Annotated in this window: 21 protein-coding genes, 1 pseudogene and 1 riboswitch; of the genes and pseudogenes, 17 read left to right on the top strand and 5 right to left on the bottom strand. The window is 33.3% G+C overall.

Annotation, left to right across the window (positions count from 1 at the left end; genetic code table 11):
• Nucleotides 1–27: 27 nt before the first annotated feature.
• Entirely contained in the window at nt 28–906 is an 879-nt protein-coding gene (locus CLORY_RS07285) for a CehA/McbA family metallohydrolase domain-containing protein (RefSeq protein ID WP_079422854.1), read from the bottom strand.
• Nucleotides 907–1,204: 298 nt separating this feature from the next.
• Between CLORY_RS07285 and CLORY_RS07280 the strand changes: the two genes are divergently transcribed.
• The 15 genes from CLORY_RS07280 (at nt 1,205) to CLORY_RS07210 (ending at nt 20,979) form a co-directional block, all read left to right on the top strand.
• On the top strand, nt 1,205–3,598 hold the full coding sequence (locus CLORY_RS07280; RefSeq protein ID WP_079422853.1) for a hypothetical protein: 2,394 nt from the start codon (nt 1,205–1,207) through the stop codon (nt 3,596–3,598).
• Complete coding sequence (locus CLORY_RS07275; RefSeq protein WP_079422852.1) at nt 3,599–4,531, top strand: ABC transporter ATP-binding protein; 933 nt, start codon at nt 3,599–3,601, stop codon at nt 4,529–4,531.
• 11 nt (nt 4,532–4,542) lie between these two features.
• On the top strand, nt 4,543–5,433 hold the full coding sequence (locus CLORY_RS07270; protein ID WP_079422851.1) for an ABC transporter permease: 891 nt from the start codon (nt 4,543–4,545) through the stop codon (nt 5,431–5,433).
• 15 nt (nt 5,434–5,448) lie between these two features.
• A complete protein-coding gene (locus tag CLORY_RS07265; RefSeq protein WP_079422850.1) occupies nt 5,449–6,987 on the top strand; it encodes a hypothetical protein in 1,539 nt (512 codons plus the stop codon).
• A gap of 22 nt (nt 6,988–7,009) precedes the next feature.
• Complete coding sequence (locus CLORY_RS07260) at nt 7,010–7,993, top strand: AAA family ATPase (protein ID WP_079422849.1); 984 nt, start codon at nt 7,010–7,012, stop codon at nt 7,991–7,993.
• A gap of 14 nt (nt 7,994–8,007) precedes the next feature.
• Entirely contained in the window at nt 8,008–8,880 is an 873-nt protein-coding gene (locus tag CLORY_RS07255) for a DUF58 domain-containing protein (protein ID WP_079422848.1), read from the top strand.
• Entirely contained in the window at nt 8,877–10,667 is a 1,791-nt protein-coding gene (locus tag CLORY_RS07250; protein ID WP_079422847.1) for a vWA domain-containing protein, read from the top strand. Before CLORY_RS07255 ends, CLORY_RS07250 begins: the two co-directional genes overlap by 4 nt.
• A 20-nt stretch (nt 10,668–10,687) precedes the next feature.
• Nucleotides 10,688–13,495: a VWA domain-containing protein gene (locus CLORY_RS07245; RefSeq protein ID WP_079422846.1), complete on the top strand. Its 2,808-nt coding sequence runs from the start codon at nt 10,688–10,690 to the stop codon at nt 13,493–13,495.
• Between the two features lie 176 nt (nt 13,496–13,671).
• Nucleotides 13,672–14,262, top strand: a complete 591-nt coding sequence (gene cobC / locus CLORY_RS07240; protein WP_079422845.1) for an alpha-ribazole phosphatase — start codon at nt 13,672–13,674, stop codon at nt 14,260–14,262.
• An 18-nt stretch (nt 14,263–14,280) separates the two neighbouring features.
• On the top strand, nt 14,281–14,829 hold the full coding sequence (cobU, locus tag CLORY_RS07235) for a bifunctional adenosylcobinamide kinase/adenosylcobinamide-phosphate guanylyltransferase (RefSeq protein ID WP_079422844.1): 549 nt from the start codon (nt 14,281–14,283) through the stop codon (nt 14,827–14,829).
• 15 nt (nt 14,830–14,844) lie between these two features.
• Nucleotides 14,845–15,600, top strand: coding sequence for an adenosylcobinamide-GDP ribazoletransferase (gene cobS, locus CLORY_RS07230; RefSeq protein ID WP_079422843.1), 756 nt, complete (start codon nt 14,845–14,847; stop codon nt 15,598–15,600).
• A gap of 91 nt (nt 15,601–15,691) precedes the next feature.
• Nucleotides 15,692–16,630 carry an ABC transporter ATP-binding protein gene (locus tag CLORY_RS07225; RefSeq protein ID WP_079422842.1) on the top strand — a complete coding sequence of 313 codons (939 nt, stop codon included), beginning with the start codon at nt 15,692–15,694 and terminating at the stop codon, nt 16,628–16,630.
• A gap of 13 nt (nt 16,631–16,643) precedes the next feature.
• A complete protein-coding gene (locus CLORY_RS07220) occupies nt 16,644–17,387 on the top strand; it encodes an ABC transporter permease (RefSeq protein ID WP_079422841.1) in 744 nt (247 codons plus the stop codon).
• Nucleotides 17,384–18,361 carry an ABC transporter permease gene (locus CLORY_RS07215; protein ID WP_079422840.1) on the top strand — a complete coding sequence of 326 codons (978 nt, stop codon included), beginning with the start codon at nt 17,384–17,386 and terminating at the stop codon, nt 18,359–18,361. Before CLORY_RS07220 ends, CLORY_RS07215 begins: the two co-directional genes overlap by 4 nt.
• A gap of 44 nt (nt 18,362–18,405) precedes the next feature.
• Complete coding sequence (locus CLORY_RS07210; protein WP_079422839.1) at nt 18,406–20,979, top strand: LuxR C-terminal-related transcriptional regulator; 2,574 nt, start codon at nt 18,406–18,408, stop codon at nt 20,977–20,979.
• A 66-nt stretch (nt 20,980–21,045) separates the two neighbouring features.
• Here the strand turns inward: CLORY_RS07210 and CLORY_RS07205 are convergent, their stop codons facing one another.
• The 4 genes and pseudogenes from CLORY_RS07205 to CLORY_RS07195 form a co-directional block, all read right to left on the bottom strand.
• Nucleotides 21,046–21,585 carry a hypothetical protein gene (locus CLORY_RS07205; RefSeq protein WP_079422838.1) on the bottom strand — a complete coding sequence of 180 codons (540 nt, stop codon included), beginning with the start codon at nt 21,583–21,585 and terminating at the stop codon, nt 21,046–21,048.
• Between the two features lie 57 nt (nt 21,586–21,642).
• Nucleotides 21,643–22,128, bottom strand: coding sequence for a hypothetical protein (locus tag CLORY_RS07200; RefSeq protein ID WP_079422837.1), 486 nt, complete (start codon nt 22,126–22,128; stop codon nt 21,643–21,645).
• Nucleotides 22,129–22,216: 88 nt separating this feature from the next.
• Nucleotides 22,217–22,468, bottom strand: a pseudogene (locus CLORY_RS24190) (glycoside hydrolase family protein); the annotation flags it as partial.
• Nucleotides 22,469–22,940: 472 nt separating this feature from the next.
• The gene (locus CLORY_RS07195) at nt 22,941–23,744 is read right to left on the bottom strand and encodes a M55 family metallopeptidase (protein WP_079422836.1); all 804 of its coding nucleotides are present in this window, start codon (nt 23,742–23,744) and stop codon (nt 22,941–22,943) included.
• A 278-nt stretch (nt 23,745–24,022) separates the two neighbouring features.
• Nucleotides 24,023–24,224, top strand: a riboswitch (cobalamin riboswitch).
• Nucleotides 24,225–24,411: 187 nt separating this feature from the next.
• On the opposite strand from CLORY_RS07195, the gene CLORY_RS07190 reads away from it, so the two are divergent.
• Both CLORY_RS07190 and cbiB read left to right on the top strand, forming a co-directional pair.
• Nucleotides 24,412–25,896 carry a cobyric acid synthase gene (locus tag CLORY_RS07190; protein WP_079422835.1) on the top strand — a complete coding sequence of 495 codons (1,485 nt, stop codon included), beginning with the start codon at nt 24,412–24,414 and terminating at the stop codon, nt 25,894–25,896.
• The gene (cbiB, locus tag CLORY_RS07185) at nt 25,893–26,855 is read left to right on the top strand and encodes an adenosylcobinamide-phosphate synthase CbiB (RefSeq protein WP_079422834.1); all 963 of its coding nucleotides are present in this window, start codon (nt 25,893–25,895) and stop codon (nt 26,853–26,855) included. The genes CLORY_RS07190 and cbiB overlap by 4 nt, the downstream gene beginning before the upstream one ends.

The following is a 26,855-nucleotide window of genomic DNA, read 5'->3' as shown; positions in this document are numbered from 1 at the left end:
CATCAACTTGGAATATGAGTTTTTCTATTATAGCCAGAATGGCTGAGTCCAAGCTATAGCACCATCTTCACGCTTCATTTCTACACGAATATAGGAACTTGTGCAGCTGCTACAGTCAAATTCTGCATGGCTTCCGAAGCATCGATATATAATTTCACCGTTGTTTCCTATAAAGCTAAATTCAACAGGAAGATTTTTACGTTGTAGTTTTATACATATCTTGCTGCCTTCAACACTTATATAATCTAGCAAAACACCAGTTGTGCAATAGAAGCTTCCGGATACTATAGAATCTAATATGGCACTCCTACTTCGTTCTTTTGCAAGGACCATGTTATAGGCTCCTCCACAGCGGGAAAAAACATGCATATCGTCATTGGAAAAACCTAACACCTTTCTTCCGCTGCTTAAAAGTTTATCCCATACATCAGTTGCAACTGCACGACCTTTATTGTCAAATTTAACGTTATTATTATATATTTCAATACCGATGTAATTATCTAACTCTAGTAGTTTATCTACAGGCCAGTAGTCATCTTTGGAAAAATGAGGATGACAAATTATATTAAGTCCGCCTTGATTTTTTACATCTAGAAACAGGTCGTTATGATTATCCAAGTTATCCTTGTCATCATCATATTTGTTTACATTTATTCCAAGCGTTTGATATCCGGATGTTTTAAATTCTACTCCTTGAAATAATATTATTTTTTCATTGTTTATATAATCCGAAAGGTTAGTTAGGAAAAAATGATCTGTGATTGCAAGAAAATCATAGTCCATTTTGTAAGAAGTGTACATGTCTATTACAGTTTTTATAGGGTAATGACCGCAGGGACTGTTTTCAGTGTGAGTATGAAGATTCCCTTTGAGCCATATACCTTCGTTGCTATAAGGATTTAACATTAGTAATCACCACCAATTAATTGTATCATAGCTATAATTATTATAACTTATTAAATGTTTTTTTTGTAAATAAATTTAATGACACTTTTGGTTAAGAGCTAAATAGAAGTATCAAATCCGATAAGCAACTATGTTATTATATATACGATAGCTTGTATATCGAAATAGGCTATTTTATTCTTAAGAAAATTTTAAGAAAAATGATAGCTAATTTGTAAATTTTTCAAATTAAAATTAGTAATGTAGGTCATTGTTTCTATGTTTAAAGAAGACGTGACAGCAGGAAAGGGTGGAAAATATGAAGAAAATTAAAGGCGGCTTAGCTATGCTTATAATTTCGTTTATCATACTGGCACAGATTCAGACAAATGTACATGCAGAGGTTAAAAATAAGCTCACTGTTAAAACAGAAATAGGATTTAATAATATGTATAAAATTGGATATTTAGCGCCCATCAAACTTACTATAAAAAATAACTATAAAAGCATACAAGGGCAACTTCAGATAAAGGTTCCGACCTCTTCAACTAAATATGTTAGTTACATAAGGGAGCTTAATATACAAGAAGGTTCTACTAAGACTATTACTATGAATGTACCAATTAATATTTTATCTGATGGCAAATGGCTAAAGTATTCTGTAGTGATAACTAATGGTGATGAGAATGTATATAAAAAAAATATAGAGCTAAACAATGCTTTAAATTCATCAACAGCATTCATAGGAATACTAAGTGATGATGGTAATGCGCTAAATTATATGGGTAATGTTAAGGGACAAAAGGATGAGTTCCATCAGGTAAAGCTAATAAATTTTAATGAGAAAAGTTTTCCTGATAACATTAATATACTGGAAAATATAAATTTAATCGTCATAGACAACTTTGATACTTCAACATTTAGCAGTGCTCAATATTCCGCTCTAAAAAATTGGGTGAAAAGAGGAGGTACACTCCTTATTGGTACAGGAAATAACTATGAAAAGACATTGTCTGTTTTCAAAGATTCATTTATATCAGGTTCCGTAAGCTCTGTTAAACATGTATTAACGAACAGTGTAAATAAGGCTGCTACTAAGGGTGATTCTTCAAAAGATATGCAGCTTGATGCTGCAATTATTAATATAAAAAATAGCAAGCCAGTAATTAAGGACAAGAATGTAGTACTTGTTCAGAGAAAGGATATAGGAGAGGGTGCAGTTGGAATAGCAGCATTCTCATTAGGAGAAGAACCAATTTATAGCTGGAGCAATAATTACAACCTTATTAATTGGATTATCGATAAGATAGAAAATTCTTCAGTAACTACATTTATGTACAAAAGTCCAACAGAGGTTGATTCGAATGCTAGAGACGCAATGGACTATTTTTCGGAAATGGGATCAATAAAAATGAAGGGTTACTACTTCACAATACTCTTATATGTATTGATTCTCATACCGGGAAGTTATATTTATCTGAAGAAGGTAGATAAAAGAAATTATATGTGGGCAGTAGTACCTGTATTTGCAGTAAGTGCAGGATTTGTTATATATATTTCAGGTATAGGGACAGGTGCAAGCAAAGTTACTACCAATATAGTAACTACTGCTTTTATAAATAAAAATGGAGTTATTAAATCAGATACGTATGCTGAAGTGAGAGATGGAAAAAAGGAAAAATTGAGAGTTCAAAACAGAGATGGAGATGAGCTTTCTTATCTTATGGATTCGCGCGTTTCGGATAGTTCTGACGATGAAATAGATGGAAGTGAAATGGAAGGAAGTGTATATCCGGATGATAATAACTCTATAGAGTTTGACAATGTAAGTATTTTTAGAAAAAAGATATTTAGGATATTTACTAATAATACACATATTAGAAAAATATATGTGAATTTAATTTCTGATAATGATAAATTTAGAGGAAATATAACTAATCACACTGGGTTAGACTTAGAGAATTGTTATATCGTAACACCTGCAGAATATTATAAGCTTGGAGCTATAAACTCAGGTGCTTCAATGAAGGTAGATGTAAAAGGCATCATAAATGCAAGTGAATCAATAAATGATTTTACATATAATGTTTTAGAAAATGATGGTTACGCCTCGAAAAAATTGTCTGACGAGCAAAAGAGAAAAATAATGGACATAAATCAAGAAGCGGCTATGATAAGACTATTATATGGTAACAAAAACATCAATGGCATAATGCTCCTAGCTTTTTCAAAGACACCAACTCACTCGCCTATGATTGTAAATAATAGACAAGCGGTTAAGAATGAAAGAACTCTCTTTTCAATGCGAGTTAATCTAAAGCAGCATAATAATATTAAAAGTTATCCTTTAGGTACTGTTCCATATAAGGTAAAGACTTTACAGGGAGTAGAATATAGCAGCGGCTCGAAGCTTATGAGAGGCTATGGAAAAGCTTATATAACATATGATATAGATAAAAATATCAAAGTACAACAGGCTAAAGTAGTTACTGATTTTGCAATGAAGAACCGTGATATAAAGGAGACTGATTATAGTATATATAACTTTGTAAAAAAGAGATATGAGAAGTTGGGCGATAAACTTGCTATAGACGGGGTTAATATCAAAAATTATATCAGTAATAAAAATAAGGTAAAAATAGAAATGAAATCTGATAGTGAGGAAGGCGATATAGTTATACCTCAAATATCTGCATCGGGGAGGGTAAAGTAAATGCTTAAAGTTACTAATCTTTATAAGAGCTATGGTAAATTTCAGGCAGTACGTGACCTGAACCTATTTATTCCGAAAGGTGAGATATTCGGTTTTGTAGGACCTAACGGAGCTGGGAAAACTACTACAATGAAAATAATATGTGGACTTTTGAAACAAAATTCAGGAAAAGTAGAAATAGATGGAGAAGATGTTTCTAAAAATATCAATAAGCTAAAAAGAAAAATAGGGTATATGCCGGATTTCTTTGGTGTATATGATGATCTTAAGGTGCATGAGTACCTTGAATTTTATGCTTCCATATATGGAATAGATGGGGTTGATAGAAAAAAAGTGTGTAATGACCTGCTGGACTTGGTGAATCTTAGTGAAAAGCGAGATTTTTATGTGGATAGCCTTTCAAGAGGAATGAAGCAGAGACTTTGCTTAGCAAGGTGTATGGTGCATAATCCAGAACTTCTCGTTTTGGATGAACCGGCATCTGGTATGGATCCTAGAGCAAGAGTGGAGATGAAGGATATCTTAAGAACGTTAAAGAATATGGGAAAAACTATACTTATTAGTTCACACATACTGCCTGAGTTAGCTGAACTATGCACTATGATAGGTATTATAGAAAAGGGACATATAGCGCTGAGCGGTAGTGTGGAGGACATAGAGAAGAAGGTGTATCACTCTAGAACTGTTAGGATTAAGATTCTAGACAAGATGGATGAGGCTGGGCGTCTTGTTAAAGAGTGTCCTGAGATAGATGAGATAAGAATAGTTTCTGATAAGATTCTTGAAGTTGATTTTAGGGGAAACAATACTTTCATGAATAAACTGCTTGTTAAGTTAGTTAGTAATAATATACCAGTTGTAACTTATGATACTGTGGAAAATAATTTGGAAGATATATTTATGAAGGTTATTGAAAATTATGAAGAGGCTTAGGAGGGATTAGCGTGAATAAAAAGGTGTTTAGCATAAATCCTGTGCTTGTACGAGAAATGAAGGTTAAGATGAGAACCTGGAAAGCACCGCTATTGATATGCTTCTATGATATGGTATTGATTCTGCTTGTTATTACACTTATGAATATGGGCGTAGTTGATAGTCTAGGGAGGATAAGTGAAGAGAGCATAGTTACGGTTTATTTGTTTATGATCGCAATACAATGTACGCTTATTGCCCTTATTGCTCCAGCACTAACAGCTGGATGTATATCTGGTGAGAGAGAAAAGCAAACGCTGGATATACTTTTATCAACTACAATGAAGCATGGTTCCATAGTAGTTGGAAAATTGTTTGCTTCTCTAAGTCAAATGATACTGTTAATAGTATCATCACTACCTATATTTTCTATAGTATTTTTGTATGGAAGCATAGGAGCTAGAGAAATTATGGAACTATTCATATATTATATTATTACAGCTGTATTAATGGGAAGTATAGGTGTGTTTTTCTCAACATTCACTCAAAGAAGTACTGTGGCTACGGTTATGTCATATATATTTATACTTTTTATATGCTTTGGTACAATTTTAATCAGCATGGCGTATGTGAGGATACTGCTTATGCCGCAAGGAAACAAGTTTGGCCCGTATGAGCATAATTATTGGCTTATGTACTTCAGTCCTGCAGCTGGATGGGGATCGCTAATGTCGGCACAGCTTGGAGAAGGAGTTACTAATAGAATATATGGTCTGTACCTTAACGGAAAACATACAGGAATTCTTCTGTGGCATATAAATGCCATGCTTGATATGCTTATTTCTGCTCTTCTCTTATGGCTTAGTGCATTGAGGATTAATCCAGCTAGAACGCGGTTATTTCAATTAAAGAGCAGAAAGTAGGGAGCTGTATTATATATGGAAGAAATATATCGCAATATAGAGAAAATTTTAAAGCAAGTGAGATTAAGATATTTCAATAAATACCTTATAAAAAATTTGATAACAGCAGCTATAGTTGCTGGTGTATTAAGCATAGCACTTGAATTTAGCTCTAGATTTATTCCTATATATGAAGTTCATGTGAAGGCGTTACAAATCTTATTAATTATTTCGTCATCAGCTTTGATTTACACTGTAGCAGCGCTTCCTAACCTTTATAATATCGCTAGGATGGTAGATGAATTTGGTCTTAAGGAGAAAGTTACTACTGCTATTGAGATTAAGGTATCAGATTCTATATACAAGGATTTTGTGGCAAGAGATGCTTTTAAAAGCATGAGTGAGATTGATTATAAGAAGAATGTAAAGCTTATGCCTTCTAAGAGAATTATGATAACACTGATGGCAGTTCTATTGATTTTTTCTGTTGCCATATTCTTACCAAATCCACTTAGAGGAAAAGCGGTAGCATTACATAACCTTAAAAAATATAAAGCTGCGGTAAATCAAAAAATAGTAAAGAGTGAAAAAATAATTAATGAAAATAAAAAGTTAAAGTTTGAAGATAAAAAAGAACTGAGGCAGAAGCTGGAGGCTTTGAGAAAAGCTATGAGGAAGCAGAAAAATCTTAGTGCAGCAAGGAAACTGGTTAAGAATTATTCTGATAAACTGCAGCTGAAAAAGAAGCATAGTTTCTCTAAGGATATGAGAAATTTGTCGGATAGCTTTAAAAGCAATTCAAATTTGAAAAACTTAAGTAATGCAATCAGGAGTGGTGATAGTAGCAAGGCGAGAAAAGCTTTGGATAGGCTTAAGCAGAAAATGAAAAATATGAATGCAAGTGAAAGAAAAAAATTAGCACAAGCGTTAATGAAGGCAGCAAAGGAACTGAAAAATATGAATTTGAAGAAAAAGCTTTTACAAGCAACGGAAGCGGTAAACAGTGGAAATAATAATCTGGCTTTAAGTAGTTTAGACAATTTTTCAGAAGCATTAGCGGCAGCTATAGATAGTGACAACGAAAATGATACAATAGCATCCCTGCTTGATAGCTTATCAGTGGGAAAGACAAAAGGAAAAGGCAGTGCAGGCATAGGAACTAAAAATCAGAATGGAAGCGGTGCAGCACAAGGTAATGGCAGTGGAAAGGGAAAAGGAAGCGCAGGTGCAGGTAGGGGAACAAGTAATAGAAATGGCGGTACAAGTTCTTACAATGGCGGAATAGCCCATAAAGCTTCAGGCAGCGGTGCAGGTGAAAGGAATTATGAGAAGGTGTACGATCCAAACAGTATTAATAAAAGTACCAGTAATAAAAAGCTAAAAGGCAAAAATGGAAAAGGAAGCAGTAATACTTATAGCACAGAAAAGGGAAACACTCAGGCTGGAGAATTTAAGGCATATAAACAAGTAGTGGGAAAATATAAGAAGAGAGCTATGGGCAATCTTGACAATTCTGATATCCCTGCAGGTATGAAGGAGATAGTAAAAGGATATTTTGATTCACTTTCGAATTAACAAAAAGTATGGAGGTCATCATATGGAGGAAAAGGAAATAGAAGGATTTATTAACAGGATAGCGGATGTGGAAAAAGAGATTGAGAAGGTTATAGTAGGACAGAAAGATATAATAAAGCAGGTGCTGATAGTCATTTTTTCTGGTGGGAATGTGCTACTTGAGGGTTCACCAGGACTAGGAAAGACTCAATTGGTAAAGACAATAGCAAAGACTATGGACCTTACCTTTTCCAGAATACAGTTTACACCTGATTTGATGCCAGCAGATGTGGTAGGAACAAATATAATAACTAAAAATGAAAAAGGCAGCAGTGCCTTCGAATTCCATAAAGGTCCTGTGTTTGCTAATTTAGTGCTGGCAGATGAGATTAATCGTGCTACGCCGAAGACTCAGTCAGCTATGCTTGAGGCAATGCAGGAGCATACTGTAACAGTAGGCGGCAGCACATATAAGCTGCAAGAACCATTTATGGTCTTAGCCACGCAGAATCCTCTCGAGAATGAAGGAACTTATCCTTTACCTGAGGCACAATTGGATAGATTTCTTTTCAAGCTTATGATTCCGTATCCTGATCTTGAAGAGCTTAGAGAGATAATTGATATTACCGTTAATGGAAATAGTGAAGAAGTCAGAACTGTTATGCGCAGCGAAGAGATACTGAAGATTAGGGAGCTCTTAAAGCAAATTCCAATAGCTAAACCTGTGGAGGAGTACGCATTAAGATTGGTACTTGCTACTCATGCCGATTATGCTGAAGCTCCTGAGCTTTCTAAAAAATATGTAAGATTTGGAGCAAGTCCAAGAGCGGCGCAGGCTATAATATCTACAGCTAAAGTGAAAGCTGCTATGGAGGGAAGATACAATGTGGCATTTGATGATATAAAATATGTAGCAGTGCCAGCATTGAGGCATAGATTTTTCATGAATTTTGATGCAGTAGCGGATGGTGTTTCCTCGGAAAATGTAATAGAAGAGATTCTTACAAGTCAGTTTCAGTATGCTTAGGGTTGTGATGATATATGAACGAAAAAATATTTGACAGCAGTTTTTTTAGCAAACTAGAGAATATAAGTATAAAGACTAGAATGGCAATGACTCAAGGTACAGCTGGAGGAAGAAAATCCAACGTAAAAGGTAATTCGGTAGAGTTTTCTGATTTCAGGGAATATACACCTGGGGATGATTTTAGAAGAGTGGATTGGAACGCTTATGGTAGGTTTAATAAGTTATTCTTAAAGCTTTTTATGGAGGAACGAGAAGCACTTTTGAATATATTTATCGACTGTAGTAAGTCAATGGATTATGGTATAAATAAAAAGGCCGTTATGGCAATGAGAATTTCAGGGGTTTTAACATACAGTGCATTAAGTAATTTGGACAGAGTGATTATAAACAAGGTTAACGACAATAATATAATACAGTCTTCTTCCTATATGGGTAAAGGGAGGTTTCAAGAGACATTACAGTTTATTGAGAAAACAGACTATAGAGGCAGTACAAATTTATCAGGAGCTATAAAAAAGAAAAATTTTACTGGAAGAGGTATATCGGTAATTATTTCTGACTTCTTTACCAGTGGATCTATAATTAACGCAATAAAATATCTTGCCTATAAAAAGCAGCATATTATATTTATTCAAGTGCTTAGTAGAGAAGAGCTTATGCCTGAGCTGAATGGACCTGTGAGGCTTGTAGATATTGAATCAGGGGAGGATATAAATATAATTATTACACCTAAGCTCTTAGACAGGTATAAAGAAAATTTGAAAACAATGAGGAGCAGCATAAAAGAACAACTTAGCAGTTACGGAGGCAGCTTTATTCAGGTAACTTCTGATGAAGAACTGGATAAGATAGTTTTTGAAGATCTCTCAAGGGAGGGAATCATATGAGATTGCTATATCTCAATGCACTGTGGTTTCTGCTTTTAGTACCATTACTTGTATTGCTTTATATATTGAAGCAGCGATTTCAGGAAAAAGAGGTATCAAGTCTATATTTATGGAGGCAAGCAGTAAAGGATGCTGAAGCCTCAACGCCATTTCAAAAGCTGAGAAAAAATATGCTGTTTTTTATTCAGCTTTTAATATTACTATTTCTAATTTTGGCATTATGTCAGCCATTTATTCCGTATAGTAACAATAGTTATCAGAATATAATCATAGTTATTGACACATCGGGGAGCATGAGTGCTTCTATGGATAATTCAACGAGAATTGAAGAAGCAAAAAAGAGAGCTGAAGATATGGTGCGAAATTTGGCTGGAAATAGCAAAGTAACTTTGATAACAGCAGGAAAAAACACGAAAGTGCTTATAAATAATTCACAGAGCAGACAGCAGATACTTGATACCATCAAAGCCATAAGATGTGAAAACAGCAAAGGAAATATAAATACCAGCTATTCTTTGGTGAATTCTATAGCTTATCAGTTAAAAGAATATAAAGTAATATATTTTAGTGATAGGAATGTGGATTTAAAAGATTTAAATGCTCAAGCAATAAATATCGGTTTAAATGTAAGCAATGTAAGCCTTGATTATATTTCATATTCTATGGATAACGATAAGCTTGATGTGATGGTAAGAGTGAAGAATCACAACAGCAGGGAAGTCAATCAGGAGATATGTATATATGGAGAACATAAGGCTATAGGATTAAAGGATGTAAAGCTTAGAGCTAATCAACTTAAGACCGTATATTTTTCAAAACTACCTGGAGGCAGCAAGTACATATATGCACAATTAGAAAAAGCGGATGGTCTGGAGCAGGACAACAGGATATACACTGTCATAAGGCAGTCTGATACACCTAAGATACTACTTAATACCAGTGGAAATATGTTTATAGAAAAGGCTATAAATTCTATTAAAAACGTGGACTTATATAAAACAGCAAATAGTGGAGCTGTAAAAGGCAAATATGATTTATATATATTTGACAATCAGTTTCCTAGAAAATTGCCTGAAGAGGGAAACATAATAATAGTGAATCCTTCTAAAAGTGTGGGCTTATTTAATGTAAGTACTGAATATAAAGGTGGGAATGCTATTATCAGCAGCAATAGGCTGACAAGATATATGGATAAAACGGATATAGCTGTATCTAAATTCAAAGCTGTAAAAACACCTTATTGGGCTAATACTTTATTTAAAATTCATGGTGAGGAAGCTGGTTTTGAAGGTGAGTATAAAGGAAAAAAGATAATGGTGCTGGGGTTTGATTTTCATAACACAAATATGCCTCTTACTACTAATTTTCCAATATTTATAAATAATGTTATCAATGATATGGTAAAGGTGGAGAGTGAAGGAGCTAAGCAGTATTCTTGTGGAGATGATATAAAGCTCTATCCAAAATCTGATGCTGAGCACATCACAGTGGTGGATCCGGGAAATAAAACACATAGAATCAATGTGAAATATGCTGAGGAGAACTATAGAAGTACCAATAAACCAGGTATCTATAAAATAATACAGTCAGCTTCTGGCAAAAACATAAGCAGACTAGCAGCAGTGAATTTTCCTACATCTGAAAGTAGTCTAGCAGTAGGACAAAGTAAAGATAATATTGAAAAGGTTCAGAAGGTTAATGGTGTTGGATTAAATCTTAGAAATTATTTAATTTATGCTGTATTATTACTCATTATGGTTGAGTGGTTTGTGTATAAGAGGTCATAAAGAGAGGGGAGGACAGTATTTTGCGAATAAACTTTACAGCACCTTATTTTTTGATGTTAATTCCGGTGTTTATAGCAATTGTAGTTTATATAGCCAGAAGTTTAAATAGATTTAGTAAAAATAAAAAAAGGATAATAATTGCATTAAGATGCTTTGTAATCATATTTTTAGTAATGAGTTTATGCGGTACCACATTTTATTGGAGGATGAATAGTGTAACTACGATCTTCCTTATAGATGCTTCTGATTCAACGGCTAAATACAGAGAGAGTATGGAGAAATTTATAAATAGTGCTGTAAAGCTGAAAAAAAACAAAGATAACGTAGGTGTTATTTCTTTTGGACAAAACTCTCAGGTAGAAGCTTTTATAAATAAGAAGCTGAAGTTTACAAAAATAGAGGGAGCTATCAACAGTAATTACACCAATATTGAAAATGCTATCTCATCAGCTGCAGCTATGTTTCCTGAAGATACCAATAAGCGGCTGGTGATATTATCAGATGGTTGTGAAAATTTGGGAGCCGCAAAAAAGATTATACCGTCGTTAATGAGCCAGGGTATTGAATTTAAATTTTATAAAATTGATAAGCAAAGAGAAGTATATGACGCTGAAGTAGATAACTTGAAAGTGCCTGAAAATTTAACTTTAGGACAAGAATTTGATATTGAGGTTACAGTTAATAGCTCCATAGCTCAAAATGCAAAATTAATATTATACAGCGGGCGTCAGAAAAGCAGCGAACAAGCTGTACGGCTTCAGAACGGAGTCAATAAATTCATTTTTAAGGATAAAGCAAAGAGCGGTGGACTAAAGTTTTACAGAGTTGTGCTGAAACCAGAGCGAGACAGCCAGGCATTAAATGATGAAGCATCCGCCTTTACACAGATAAAAGCAAAACCGCAAATACTTTTGATTGAAGGGAAAAAAAGAGAAGCAGATGAATTAGCGAGGATGTTAAAGGCTTCTTCAGCAAAATATAAGCTTGTAAATGCGGCTGGTGCACCATCTACTGTACAAGAAATGACAAATTATAAAACAATAATAACTTGCAATGTGGCAGTTGATGATCTTAGCAAAGGCTTTATGAATTCAATTGAGAGTTATGTTAAAGATTTTGGAGGTGGCTTTATAGCTACTGGCGGAGATAACTCTTTTGCTTTGGGAGGGTATAAAGGTACGTCTCTTGAAAAGCTTCTTCCTGTGTATATGGATATGAAAGGCAAAAAAGAAATCCCTAAGATGGATATGGTATTAGTAATAGACAAATCGGGTAGTATGACTGAAAGCGAAGCTGGCATAAGCAAGGTAGCTATGGCTAAACAAGCTGCAGCAGAGTCATTAAAGTCGTTACGAGCTGGTAAGGATGAACTTGGTGTTATTGCTTTTGATGAGGGATACAGCTGGGTAGTGAAAAATAAAGTTATTAATAATGTAAAAAAATCTATAAATGATATAGGTACAATAAGAGCAGATGGAGGCACCAGCATACTTCCATCTCTCTCAGCAGCTTATAACTCATTGAAACACAGCAATGCTAAAATTAAGCATGTAATACTACTTACAGATGGTGAGGCTGAGAATTCCGGTTATGATGAACTTTTGAATAAAATGAATAAAAACAAGATAACAGTTTCTACTGTAGCGGTAGGTCAAGATGCGGACGCTAAATTACTAAAAAGTATAGCTTCAAAGTGTGAAGGAAGGTGCTATATAACAAATGAATATACTAATATACCTAGAATATTTACAAAGGAAACATATATGGCTGCGAAGGTATATCTGAATAATAGAAAATTTACGCCTGTAGTAGAAAATAGTCATAGTGTGCTTTCGGGAGCGGCAGAAGGTGGTTTGCCGCAACTTTTAGGCTATATTGGAGCATCGCCAAAGGAGACTGCTACGGTTGTACTTAAAAGCGATAGGGACGATCCCATATTAAGTTTGTGGCAGTGTGGATTAGGAAGGACAGTAGCTTGGAATTCAGATGTGTCTGGAAAATGGAATGCAAATTATGTTGGATGGGATAAGAATTTAAGGCTGTGGCAAAACATAATAAATTATACAGTAAAAAATTATAATTCTTCTTCAGCTTCAATGGAAGTTAATAGACAAGGACAGCAGGCTAAAATCAGTTTTACTGATAAGAAAAACGGAAGCAGCGTAGCTACAAAAGCTGCCATAATCGATCCTTCAGGTAAAAGCAGAAGTATAAAACTCTATGAAACTTCACCAGGTAAATATTCAGCAGCTATAAAGCTGAGTAAAACAGGAGTATATATGATAAATGGAAGACAGACTAAAAACGGCAGGGTTATCAGCAGTGTAAATACGGGATATGCTTTGCAGTATTCTCCTGAATATAAAATGGGACAAAACGGCAGTAAGTTTATAAAGCTTGTGAGGGCATCAAATGGAAAAATCATAAAGCACCCTAAACAAGTGTTTACTAATGATATTATAAGAAAAAGCGGAGAAGTTGATTTGTCGCAGAAGCTATTAGCTTTGGCAATTTTGATATTTATGCTTGATGTGGCTGTTAGGAGGCTTAATATAAATATAGATAAATTCAGACAGAAAATGAAATCGTTAAGTCCTATTAAGAGACCTTTGAAGCAGACTATAGCAAGTATTAGCATAAGTACAGCTAGTGATCTAGCAGGTGTTACTAGTGATAGAAAAGTTGATACTTATGATAGCATAGATAGAGTGAAGCCGGAAAAGGTAAAAGGCAGAAACGATGGTGAGAATAGCTATCAAGAAAATCAAGCTAAGAGTAGTAATATGTTAGATACTTCTGAGCTGCTGAAAAATATAAAGAAGAAGTAGAACTATATAAAGAGTAAAGTGTTGATATTTTCTGCAACAGGTCTCAATTTTAAAGGCAGACTTTTTGCAGAAGTTTATTTTGTCAAAATATTATATTGTAGTATATGAATTTTACATTATAATAAAATCAGGTGCTTGTATTAGGTACCTGATTTTTGCGTAAAGGGAGACTAAAAATGAACGTATATTTAGTGCGTCATGGACAATCACAAAGTAATGTTGAAAGACGATATTGCGGTAATTACGATAGTAACTTGACCGATATAGGGAGAAAACAGGCGGAAACAGTAAGACAGAAGCTCCAATATATAAATTTTGACGCCGTTTTTTGCAGTGATAGAACAAGAGCAAAGGAGACAGCACAGATAATACTCAAAGATAAAAACATTAAAATAGCATATGATGTGAGACTTAATGAAACAAACTTCGGTATATTTGAAAATAAGAAATATGATGAGATAAAGAAGCTATATCCAGAAGAAAGCACTCAGTGGGAGAGGAATTGGAAAAATTATGCTATCCCTGAGGGTGAAAGTGTAGCTATGAGCTTTGAAAGAGTGAAGAACTTTATGAAGAGATTGGAAAGCATACAACAGCCAGACAGTAATGTGCTAGTGGTAACTCATGGAGGGATATTAAGACTTTTCTATTGCTATATATTAAATCATAATATAGAATTATTCTGGAAGTTTTCAGCTAAGAACATAGGAGTTTCAGTAATTAAATATGAATATGATAATTGGTACATTGACAGTATAGGAATATAAATAGAAAGAAGAGATTTAATGAGTAAAGTGATATTGATAACTGGCGGAAGCCGGAGCGGTAAAAGCAGTTATGGAGAAAAAATGCTGAGTGGTCAGGAAAATGTATTATATATAGCTACATCGGCATTTATCGATGAGGAAATGGAAGAGAGAATAAAGAAGCATAAAGAAAGAAGAAATCCAAACTGGAGTACTTATGAGGGTTATAAGGAACTTAGATCAGTAATAAGCGATACGGATAAAGATTACATAATGTTGGAATGTGTGACTACAATGATTACAAATATGATGTTTGACAGGCACACCGATTTTGACAGTATAAAAAGAGAAGATGCGGAGAAACTCGAAATAGCTATTATATCGGAATTTGAAGGCATAGTAGAGGCTGCAAGAAGCAATCAAAAATATATTATATTTATTACTAATGAAGTTGGGTGGAGTCTTGTGTCTGAGTATAAGCTTGGCAGAATTTTTTCTGATATTGCAGGAAGAGTAAACCAAAGGCTTGCTCAGCTTAGCGATGAGGTGTATTTAACTGCATGCGGAATTCCTTTAAAATTGAAATAGAGAGGAGATAATAGAATGAAGAAATGGATTCAAAATATGCTGCTTTTGTTTCAGCTGCTCACGAGAGTTCCAATCAATAAAGCACTACCTTGTGAAGAAAACGACTTTAGAAGAGCATCTAATTTTTTCCCTATAGTAGGATTATTTATTGGAATAATACAATATATACTATGCTACTTTTTAGACACTGCCGTTACTGCCTATGTAATGGCGTTGATTGTAGCTTTGGCAGAGATAATATTAACTGGAGGCTTCCATGTGGATGGCTTTGCAGATACCTGCGATGGTTTTTTTGCGTATAAAGGCAAAGACAGAATTATATCAATTATGAAGGACAGCCGATTAGGAACTTTTGGCTGTATAGCTATAGTTGCGGACATGTTGTTAAGAGTTCTGCTGCTGGGGGATATAATCGCGGATAGTGCTTACAGCAGTTTATATATTTTAATAATACCTATAATAGCCAGAACCTCTATAGCATTTTTAAGCTATATAGGAAAACCTGCGAAGGAAGAAGGCATGGGAAATCTATTTATTGAAACTGTAACTATAAGGGAAGTTATTGTGGGTATTGTTGTTGGTATGTTGATAACTTTTGGCGTGCTGGGGATAATTGAGACACTTATTTTGTTTATAACAGCTGCCTTAGTGACAATTCTATTTAATGTATATTGTAAGAGCAAAATAGGAGGTATCACTGGGGACTCTTTAGGAGCTAATAATGAGATTGTTACTTTTGCTTTGATGATAGTGGTGTATATAATGATGTAAATAATTAAAATCAACCTTCAAAATCAACCGAAAGGTTGATTTTATTTTTTTGCATTGAAGTTAGAATTGTTCATGAAGGAGATGATTTAGCATGAATGAAATAATTAGTGTAAAAAATCTTGAGAAAAGTTATAAAGACAATAAAGTTATAAAAGGGATATCTTTTGATGTTAAGAAAAGTGAAATACTTTGTTTTTTAGGCCCTAATGGAGCAGGTAAGAGTACTACTATTAATATTCTTACAGGAGCACTTGGATGCGATAAAGGTGATATTAGTTATAAAGGACGATGCATTAATGGTCATGATATGCAGTTTAAGCAAAGTCTTGGCATAGTTCCGCAGGATATAGCATTGTACGAAGATATCTCAGCAGAGAAGAATATTAAATTCTTTGCTTCACTTTATGGTCTTAAAGGAAGATTGTTGGAGGAAAGAACTGAAGAGGCTCTCCAAATAGCGGGACTTACAGATAGAGCGAAAGATAAAGTAAATTCATTTTCAGGAGGAATGAAAAGAAGGCTGAACATAGCTTGTGCTATTGCTCACCATCCTGAATTGCTTATAATGGATGAACCTACAGTTGGAATAGATCCACAGTCGAGAAATTATATATTAGATTCTGTAAAGAAAATGAGAGAGAAAGGTATGAGTATTATATATACAACTCACTATATGGAGGAAGTTGAAGAGATATCTTCTAGAATTATAATTATGGACAAAGGAAAGATAATAGCTTGCGGAATAAAAGAAAAACTTAAAGAGGAAATTATGAACTATAAAAAATATTTTATCCAAGTTGAAGAACTAGATAAAATAAACTTTGATGAATTTTATAATGTGGAAGGAGTAAAGGAAGTTTCTATAAAAGGAAATAAATTAGTAATAACAACACTTATTGGAGTGGAAAATTTGGATAAGTTAATTGCTATATTGGTAAACAAGTCTGTGAAAATTAATAATCTATCCAGTGAAACAGCTAATTTGGAGACTGTGTTTCTAAATCTTACGGGAAGAAATTTGAGAGATTGAAAGGAAGGGCGCTATGTATAAATTTAACCAAATTTTCAAAAGAGATTTCTTAAACCTTGCGTTGAATCCGGCGTGGATACTTTACGTTACACTGTTTCCCTATTTACTTGTGCTAATTTTAGGTTTTTTAGGCAGTGGAAGTTATACTGGCAGTGTAACCTCATATGATTATTATGGTATAGCAATGATGATATATATAATATTCAATACTTCAACCATTGCAGCTAATAGCTTTATGGAGGAAAGAATAAAGAATGGTAATATGAGACTTATTTATTCACCTATCCCCAAAAGCTATATATATGTTTCTAAAATTGCTGCAACATTTGTATTTACTGGAATTTGCCATGTTTTAGTTCTGCTTTTATTGAAACTTACACTAAATGTCAATCTTGGAGGCAAAAACATTGGTTTTGTTATTCTAATATTAATAGTTTTTGAACTGTTCTCTTCAATACTTGGTGTATTGCTTTGCTGTATATTTAGAAGTGAGAATACTACAAATCAAATACTGAGTATCATAGTAAATATATTTTCTATACTTGGGGGATTATTTTTTAGAGTTGATGGATTGGGTAAAAATATAGAGAAGATAAGCTCTATATCACCTGTTAAGTGGATTATTACTGATATTTTTAAGATTATTTACAGCAATGATTTTTCAGGTTATGTTCAAACGATACTGATTATATCAGTAATAAGTGTATTGGCAGTTATACTGTGCGGGAAATTTTACAGAACGGAGGATTATGTATGATAGCATTTTTGAAAAATAATTATTATAGAATTAGTAGTAGGAAACATTACATTTTTATATCAATAATTATGACAGTTATTTCAATAGTTGCAGCAGTTTACATGGCTTCAAAAGCAGATGCTAAATTAAGTTTGGCGTTGATAACACAACGTCATACAACAGCAATTCAATCAAAATATATTAATTTTACAATTATGAGACAAAAACCTGAGAGATATCAATTAATACTAGGCAAGTATGATGGAATTATAGTTGATAGAGGTAATGGAAAATTTGATTTTGAAACTGTTAAGGGGAATGATTTTAAAAATATGATGAGGACTGCAGTGCAAAATCCAAAAAATTTTGTATCAGAAAATAAAGGTAGAAGAGGTGTTGGTTCTAATATAATAGGTTACGTTATGATGTTTTTACTAATTCAGAGCGTCTTATTCATGTTTATGTTGGCTGAAGATATGGAACTCGGTCAAATAAAGAGGATAGCAGCAGCACCTATATCATTTTTTAAGTATCTAGCAGCAAATTTCATTTCTATACTTATAATGATTTTCACACCAGCTATTATCACTTTGATAATTATGAAAGTAGGTTTTGCCTTTGATATTGGCTTTAGCTTAGCTCAGTATGCTGCATTTCTATTAATAATAAGTTTTATTGGAATTGCTTTTGCCATGTTTATTACTTCACTAGTAAAAACTGCTGACACGGCTAATATGATTGGAAATTCGGTTGTAGTTCTTACTACGATTCTTGCTGGCAGTTTTTATTCCTTTGAAAAAGGTAATGAATTTCTACAAAGGATTTTATGGGTAATTCCGCAAAAGGATTACTTATATTTTGTTCAGGGTATAGAAGAAGGCAAAAAGGTTTATAATATGTTTCCGCAACTAAGTTACGTAATTATCATATCTACTGCGCTATTCATTTTCTCAATAGTAAAAATTAAAAATGACTATATACTTAAAAGAAATTGAAGTAGAATATATATAATCTAATTTGTAAATAAAGGTGATACCATATGAATGAGCAACCCATTCTGATGTCTACTAGATTAAAAATGCCTGAACCAAGAAAGGATTATATAGTTAGACAGCAGCTTTTTGAAAAATTAAAGGATATTGATCAATATAGCGTTATTGTAGCAAAAGGTGGTGCAGGTACTGGGAAAACCACGCTTATATCTTCTTTTGTAAAAGAGAAAGCTATGACAAATGTAAAATGGATTTCTATTGATGAAGGCTTCAATAACATTTTTATGTTTTGGAATTATTTCGTTAAGGCGGTAGAAGGAGAACTCGGAGCATCCAAGAGCAAGCTTATGTCATTGTTTAATTTTAACTTTCAAAAGGGTAATATAGAAAGCTTATTAACTCTTTTGATAAATGACCTTAATATAGATGAAAATATTTTTATAGTATTAGATGATTTCTATAATATTACGGACAGTTCTTTGCTTCAATCAATAGAATTCTTTCTTAAGCACATGTCGGATAACATTCATATGATTTTGCTTACTAGGCAGGAACCGCTTTTGTATCTTGGTGCACTTAATATGGAGGGAAAGCTGCTGGTAATAGAAGATGACGATTTAAAGCTTTCTCATGAACATGGGATAAAATTTTTAAAGGATACATTGAAATTGAAGTTAAGTCCTAAAATATTAGATTTTATGGATGAAATTTCAGAGGGCTGGATTGGAGGCTTGCAGCTTATAGCAGCAGCTGCAAGCGGCAGAAATGAAAGCCAGATTAAAAATTTTAATATAAAAGATAAGCTTATTAATGAGTATGTAACTAAAGAAATATATGATGGACTTGAGCGTGAGGAAAAAGAGTTTCTTGTTGTAACTTCAATACTTCCATACTTTAATGAACAGATATGCAGTAGATTGCTTTCAAATATGAATTTCACAGATATATTGGGTAAGCTTCAAGATAAAAATATAATGATTATATGCATTGATGAGAAAATAGGTGTATATAGATATCACAATATTTTAAAAGAATATCTAAATAATAGGTTTAAGGAACTGGATAGAGAAAAGCAAATTATGTTTCATTTAAAAGCAGCGGAGGCATTTCGAGATATTAATGATTATAATGAGTGCATTTCTCAGTTTATTATCGGAGAAGATTATAATTCTGCTATGAACTTTATACTTAATTTTCCGGGAAATGCGGCTTTGTTTTCGTATGCAGACATGATTCCTGATAAATTTATTATAAAAAATGCTGATTTTGCGTATCAGTGCTTCTTTTATTATTTTGCGAATATGGAGTTTGAAAAGTGCAGTAAGATCTATAACAATGTAAAAATGAATATGTCTGATGATTTAATCTTTTCAGCATTTAAATATGCCAATATGTTTGTGGAAGATACCTTCAAGATTAATGAAGTAGATACGATTCAGATAGATAATATTGAAAGGTTACCATTGTTAGCGGCTACAAAGGCTTATATATTTATTAAAGAAGCATATTTTTTATATGTTAAATGCAAATATGCCGAAGCATTAAGCTATGTAGATAAAGCAGTGGACTATTCTGCAAAGCAGAATAATTTATATATAGTATTCTTCTGCTTTAGTATAAAATCTCAAATATTAGAAGATATGGGCGATCTTAATGAATGTATAGAGCTTTATAAAAGAATGCAGAAGATGCTATCTGATAATGAAAGTATTTTCATGCTTAATTCTAGTTTTTATGTAGGCATTACAGGTCTGTATTTAAAACAGATGAATTTAGTCGAGGCAAAAAGCTGTCTTGAAAATGCAATAAATCTTATACCTGAAATTAATTTTTCAGTGGATAGAGGTTACAAATACAATGTAGCAGAGTATAAATTCATAAAAGAAGAAAATGATGAAGCAATTAACATAGTGCATGAGCTTATGGAGACTATCAGCTATAAAAATTCAGTATATATGGCGGGGCTGCTCAGGTATATGTTTAGGGTAATTAAATTTGCAGGAGATACAGTAGAAAAATTTAAACTCTGTTATGAGACAATGGAAGAAAGTCGAAGGAGTCTTGATAGTAAGCTTCTCTATGCGGATTTATTTTTCCATAGGGGAGAAGATAAAGAAGCATTAATGATTATTGATGACATTTTAAAGTATGCTAGAAGGTATGGAATAAAGCTTAAACTTGTACAGGCATCGCTGTTAAAGATTTCTATTATATATAACAATTCTGAAAAGAAAAGGGATGTAATAAATTTGTTTAGAGAAGCTTTATTTTATAGTTCAAAGAATAGCATGTTGAGTCCGTACCACTTTGAAAGGGAGACTGTAAGAAAACTTATATCAGATTATGATAAGGATATTCGAAACGAGATGTCTGAAGATCAAAAACTGCATTATAAACAGATAATGGACATTTGTGATATTAATAGTAAGTCTATTCTTAGTGAAAGGGAACTAGATGTACTAAAGGAATTAGCAAAGGGATTATCAAATAAAGAAATAGGACAGCAGTTAAGTATTTCGCTGGCTACAGTTAAAACTCATATCATTAATATTTATGGGAAACTTCAGGTAAATAACAGAATTGCTGCAGTGGACGCAGCTAAAGAACAAAATCTTCTATAATTAGGTATTTAACTTCTTGACTTAAATGGAGACTTTAAGTTAAGAAGTTAAATGTTTTGAGCACCTTCAAAATTCATTACTTTTTCTTACAAGTTTAAAATAAACACCACCATCCAATAAGATTAATGTATCTTTATTTTTTATAAAACAATAATTTCCTGTGCTATCCCACGATAGAGTGGCGGACTTATTAGTAAAAATTTCTACCATTTTAATGGATTTTTTCTTTATTCCTAATTTTGATAAATCGGTATATGAATACGAAAAGAATTCATCTCTAGATATAGACGAAATTTTATAATATGGCTGCTTTAATACATTATTATCATAGCTTGCTTCATGCCTTAAGTATGTTAGTTTTTTTCCAATCATTTTTTTAATCTCTTTATTTCCATAGGCAGTGACTCTTCCGTATGCTATTGCCTTTTTTATTATCCAGGTACCATAAAAAATTCTCTTTTTATTTTTAGATGTAGAACTTTTTAATTTTAAATCTAGTACTTTATTTAAATATATATTAGAGTTTTTATCGTATGCGTTTGATTTAAAGTCTATAATTGAAAAGCTTAAAACTAGCAAAAGGAATACCGTCAATATCTTCTTCATGTGATTTTTCCTCAACTTTCTTAATATAACATATAATTCTGTATACACTTTCGGTTTCTATTTTCTAATAAGTTCAAAAAAGATTCCACCATAATCAAGAATTAAAGTATTCTTATTTTTAATGAAGAATAAATCCCCAAAAGCATACCAGGTTTTACCACTATGAGTTGATACATCTACCTCTTTAACCCATTTCTTTTTTATACCTAATTTCGATAATTCAACGTAACCTCCATAAAAAAAATCTGTTTCCGATACCTTAGTTATTTCATAACGTGGATCGTTTAAGATATGCTTACCATAAACAATTTTATCCTTATGGTATGTTATTGTTCTGCCTAGTATTTTTTTTATATCTTTATCTCCATATTCAGTAATTCTTGAACTAGCAGCTACTTTTTTTATTAACCATTTACCATAAAAAACTTGGTTGTTCGATGATACTAATTTAGTATAAGCTTTTATATTATCAGCTTTAATATTACACGGTATAATAAAAAAAGTTAAAATTATTACTATTAATATTTTCGATAGATGTTTCATAAGAAATGCAAGCCTCCATTCAAATAAAATTCCTTAAGTAGTTATCTCGATTTCCATGTGTTCGACTTTCTGCATCTACGATACTACACTATAACCAAGGTGCTTTAGGATAATCTCTTTTGTATTCCCCTTTACTAAATATCTGCCATTCGTCTGATTTTCGTCTATATACTCCTTCTGATTTCTTATGGTTCATTTGATTCCACATGGTAAAATCTTTTTTCATTGTTGCTGAAGATGTATTACCATTTTCTATATCCTTAGCAAGTGTAGATTTTCTGAAACGTCTTATACCCGTATTAAAAGCAAAATCTACTAAAGCGTCATATTGTTTCTGAGATAATTTAACTTTATTTTGCTATTACTTTTTCAATGGAAAGAACCTACTACCGAAATATTATTAACATATAAATATGATGTTTCTGTATACTCGAAAGTTAAAATCATAACTCCTTTCTCCTAAGAAATTACATTTAATACATTATATTGATGACTATTTTTAAAATAATAATATTTTCAATTAAAAATGTCAATGTTTTGATGAAGATTTATGCAACTAACCTAATAATAGTATGATTATAAAAATATTGCTAAAATTATAGGCTAAATTGTGGCAAATCAATAATGTTATTTATTTCGTATCTGAAATTTTTTAAATCTGTATTTATGGATAAACAATTTTTGAAAGATGATTAGGTAAATTGCAGAGATTGGAAACTTTATTGACAAGTTGTGTTGAGTAAGGAGTTGATAGAACATAGAAGAGAAGAAAGCTGGAATCGGCGATATATCACTGACTCCAGCTTTTGTAATTAAGTCAAAAAATTAAACATCCTAAGCACTTCAAAATAGTTCTCAGTTTTATAATATAGAATATTACCTGAAAGCTGCTTTACTCCTGGATAATAGGATAATCTGCTAGCTTTTGCAGGATCTCTGTAGGCAATTTCAATTTCAAACTCTTCAGGAAGTTTTAATAAACATTTTGATAGATCCTTACTTAGTGCATTTGTTACAAGTTTTTCCGTCATTGAAATAGCTTTATCAGGGTGAATACTAATGGAAGCACCGCCGGAACATTCTTTTACAGCTAATGTTTCAATATTAGAATTTACTTTTTTAATTTCTCTTGAAAGATCAGCATCACCGCTTACAAACACAACAGGTACTCCAACTGTAGCTGCTGCATAGGCGTGAATCAAAAATTCACTGGTATATTCACCATTCATTTTTATATAACTAACATCTGAATTATTCATCGTATGAGCGAGAGGATTGCCGCCAGTATAACCGCCTGAATGATAGCCTATGAAAATAGCAGCATCAAAACTTTCATCCAGACCTGATACCATACTGAAAGGATGACCGCTCCAACCTCTCATAAGTTTGGCTATCTCAGGAAGTTTATCATGTTTAATGTTTCTTCCGGTATCATGTGCGTCTTTAACAAATATGTCTGCAGCTCCTGCTTTAATAGCTCCGTCACAGGCAGCTTTTACTTCGTTTGTCATCTGATCAGCAAATATGTCATAGTCATTAGGCAGGGATTTTTCTGTTTCTGACCAGCTAGTGGTTCCAGTTATGCCTTCTATATCTGCACTTATGTATATTTTCATTTGAATTCCTCCTAGTGCTTCGGTTTTTATAATTAGATATATTATACAATGAAATAGAGACAGGAGGAAAGTGATTGAAGAGAAAAGAGTAGAGAGAAAAGTGAAGGAAGAAATTCTGATATGCAGAATTTCTGAGATTTTAGTTCGAGTAAATGCATAGAGTTGGTTTAAGGGGTGAGTGACCGTAGGAGGCATTTTTTAGCCGCCGGAGGTCACTCACCCCTTATTTTTTTGATTGACAAAGGCTATTATATATTATAGACTTAATCCGTAATCAAAAGTGAATAGGGTTTTAAGGTTCTTTCATTGAGTTTACATATTTGGTGAAGGATTAAAAGGGAATACGGTATGAATCCGTAACAGCCCCCGCTACTGTATTTGAGGATGAAGCTTATAATGTGCCACTCTTATTTTTTAAGGGGAAGGATAAGCTTAGGATGAATCATAAGTCAGGAGACCTGCCTGAAACTTGTAATTTATTAGTTTACTACTAATAAAAATTCTAAGTACGCTTTCGGAGGGAAAGTTATTAGAGGTTTTGTATTGCAGCAGCAGATGTTTGTAATTTGGATGCTGTTATATTTGATATTCTAATGGCAGTGTTACCTTTAAGGTACACTGCTTTTTTAATTTTTATTAATTATTTAAAAGGGGGGAGAAATAGTACATGAGCAAAATAATGATTCAAGGTACAGCCTCATCTGTAGGGAAAAGCCTCATAACTGCAGCCTTATGCAGAATCTTTAAACAGGACGGCTATTCAGTATGCCCTTATAAATCGCAAAATATGTCCTTAAATTCCTATATCACTTTAGATGGAAAAGAGATGGGAAGAGCTCAGGTGCTTCAAGCCTATGCAGCTGGATTGGAACCTGAAGCTTTTATGAATCCTATCCTATTAAAACCGACTTCAGATATGAAATGTCAGATAATTTTAAATGGTAAGGTTTATGATAACAAAACTGCTCAGGAATACACCGATATAAAGGAAACTTTTCAAGAAATGCTTAAAAATGACTTTGAAAAAATTGAGAAGAACTTTGATATTGTAGTAATGGAGGGGGCAGGAAGCCCAGCGGAAATAAATCTTCGCAGTCATGACATTGTTAATATGGGAATGGCCGAACTTGTAGATGCACCAGTACTGCTTGTGGGTGACATAGATAAGGGAGGAGTATTTGCTGCTTTGGCGGGTACACTGCTGCTTCTTACACCTGAGGAAAGGGATAGAGTAAAAGGAACGATAATAAACAAATTCAGAGGAGATATTAATTTACTTAGTCCTGGACTTGATATGCTGTATGATATCATAAAAAAACCTTGCCTTGGAGTAGTACCATATTTTAATTTACTGTTGGAAGATGAGGATGGTGCAGTAGCTGAGATAAAAAAGAATAAGACTGCACCGATAGATGCAGCTGTTGTAATGCTGCCTCATATATCTAATTTTACAGATGTGGATGCTTTAAAGTGTGAGAAGGATGTAAGTGTAAGGTTCATAACCAGCAGAGAAGAGTTTGGCGAGCCTGATCTTTTGATAATTCCGGGAAGCAAAAACACTATAGACGACCTTGTTACAATAAGAAAGGCTGGATTGGAGAAGAGGATAATAGATTACAGCAGAAAAGGTATCCTGCTTGGTATCTGCGGAGGATATCAGATGCTAGGGCAGAGAATAAAAGATCCATATCATGTAGAAACAGACAAGGGTGAAGTGGAAGGAATGGGACTGCTGCCTATAACTACAGAACTTGAAACAGAGAAAACTATGACCAGAGTAAAGGCAGTATTAAATTTTAATGGAGTAAAAGGTCAGGTATATGGTTACGAGATTCATATGGGGAAAAGCAGTTCAGAGAGCGTAAAACCATTGGCAACAATAGTCGAAAAAAATGGTGAAAACGTCAGTGAAGCTGAAGGTGCTGTAAATGAAAAAGGAAACGTGATAGGAACATATATACATGGTATATTGGACAGCCCTAATTTAAGAAATATGCTCTTAAATAAAATAAGAAAACAAAAGGGCATGGCTCTTGAAATATCACCTGTATACGAAACTGTGAGAGATAGAGAACTTGATAAGCTCGCAGATATCGTGAGGGAGAGTCTTGATATTAAAAGTATATACGCTTTTATGGGGATAAAGCGATGATGGAATTTATTAGAGCTAATACAATGGATTTAGTTGCAGCAGTTATCATTGATTTTATATTAGGTGATCCCTATTGGTTTCCGCATCCGATTATTTACATAGGAAGAATGATAAATATGCTGGAGAAGAAATTTAGAGCAAAGGCTGAAAATCAGAAGCAGCTTAAAGTATTGGGAGCACTCATAGTGCTTTTAATCTGCATTCTAAGCTTTGGCGTGCCCTTTATTCTTTTATATATTACTTGGACTATAAAACCAGTACTTCATATTGTAAATATCTTTATTCTATGGACTACTATAGCAGCAAGATGTCTGTATACAGAAAGTAAGAAGGTATATACTGCTCTAGCAGAAGGTGATATTAAAGGAGCACGGAAATATGTTTCTTATATTGTTGGAAGAGATACTAGTGATTTGCCGGAAAAGGAGATAGTAAGAGCTGCCGTAGAGACAGTAGCAGAAAATAGTTCAGATGGTGTAATAGCTCCAATGTTATATGCTGTTATTGGTGGAGCACCGCTTGCTATGCTTTATAAAGGCATAAATACCATGGATTCGATGCTTGGGTATATGAATGAAAAGTATCGTCATATAGGTTTTTTTCCTGCTAAAACGGATGACTTTGCTAATTTTGTTCCTGCAAGACTCACTGGAATTTTAATTTGCTTATGTGCACCTATAACAAATGGAAATATTGTTAGAAGTTTCAAAATAATGCTGAGGGACAGAAAGAATCATAAGAGTCCTAACTGTGCATATCCTGAGGCTGCAGCAGCTGGGGCAATGAAGATAATGCTTGGCGGAAACAACATATACTTTGGTGAACTCGTTGAGAAACCTACCATGGGTGATAAAATATATGAACTTCAAATTTCTCATATAGAACAAGCAAACAGACTTATGTTTGGGGCAGAGGTATTATTTCTTGTAATAATAGCAGCTATATTTCTTGTTATGTAG

The sequence above is a fragment of the Clostridium oryzae genome, from assembly GCF_002029235.1.
In the GTDB taxonomy this organism is placed as follows: domain Bacteria; phylum Bacillota; class Clostridia; order Clostridiales; family Clostridiaceae; genus Clostridium_AE; species Clostridium_AE oryzae.
The sequence above is the reverse complement of the archived record's forward strand: the minus strand, read 5'-3'. Positions and strand labels throughout refer to the sequence as shown.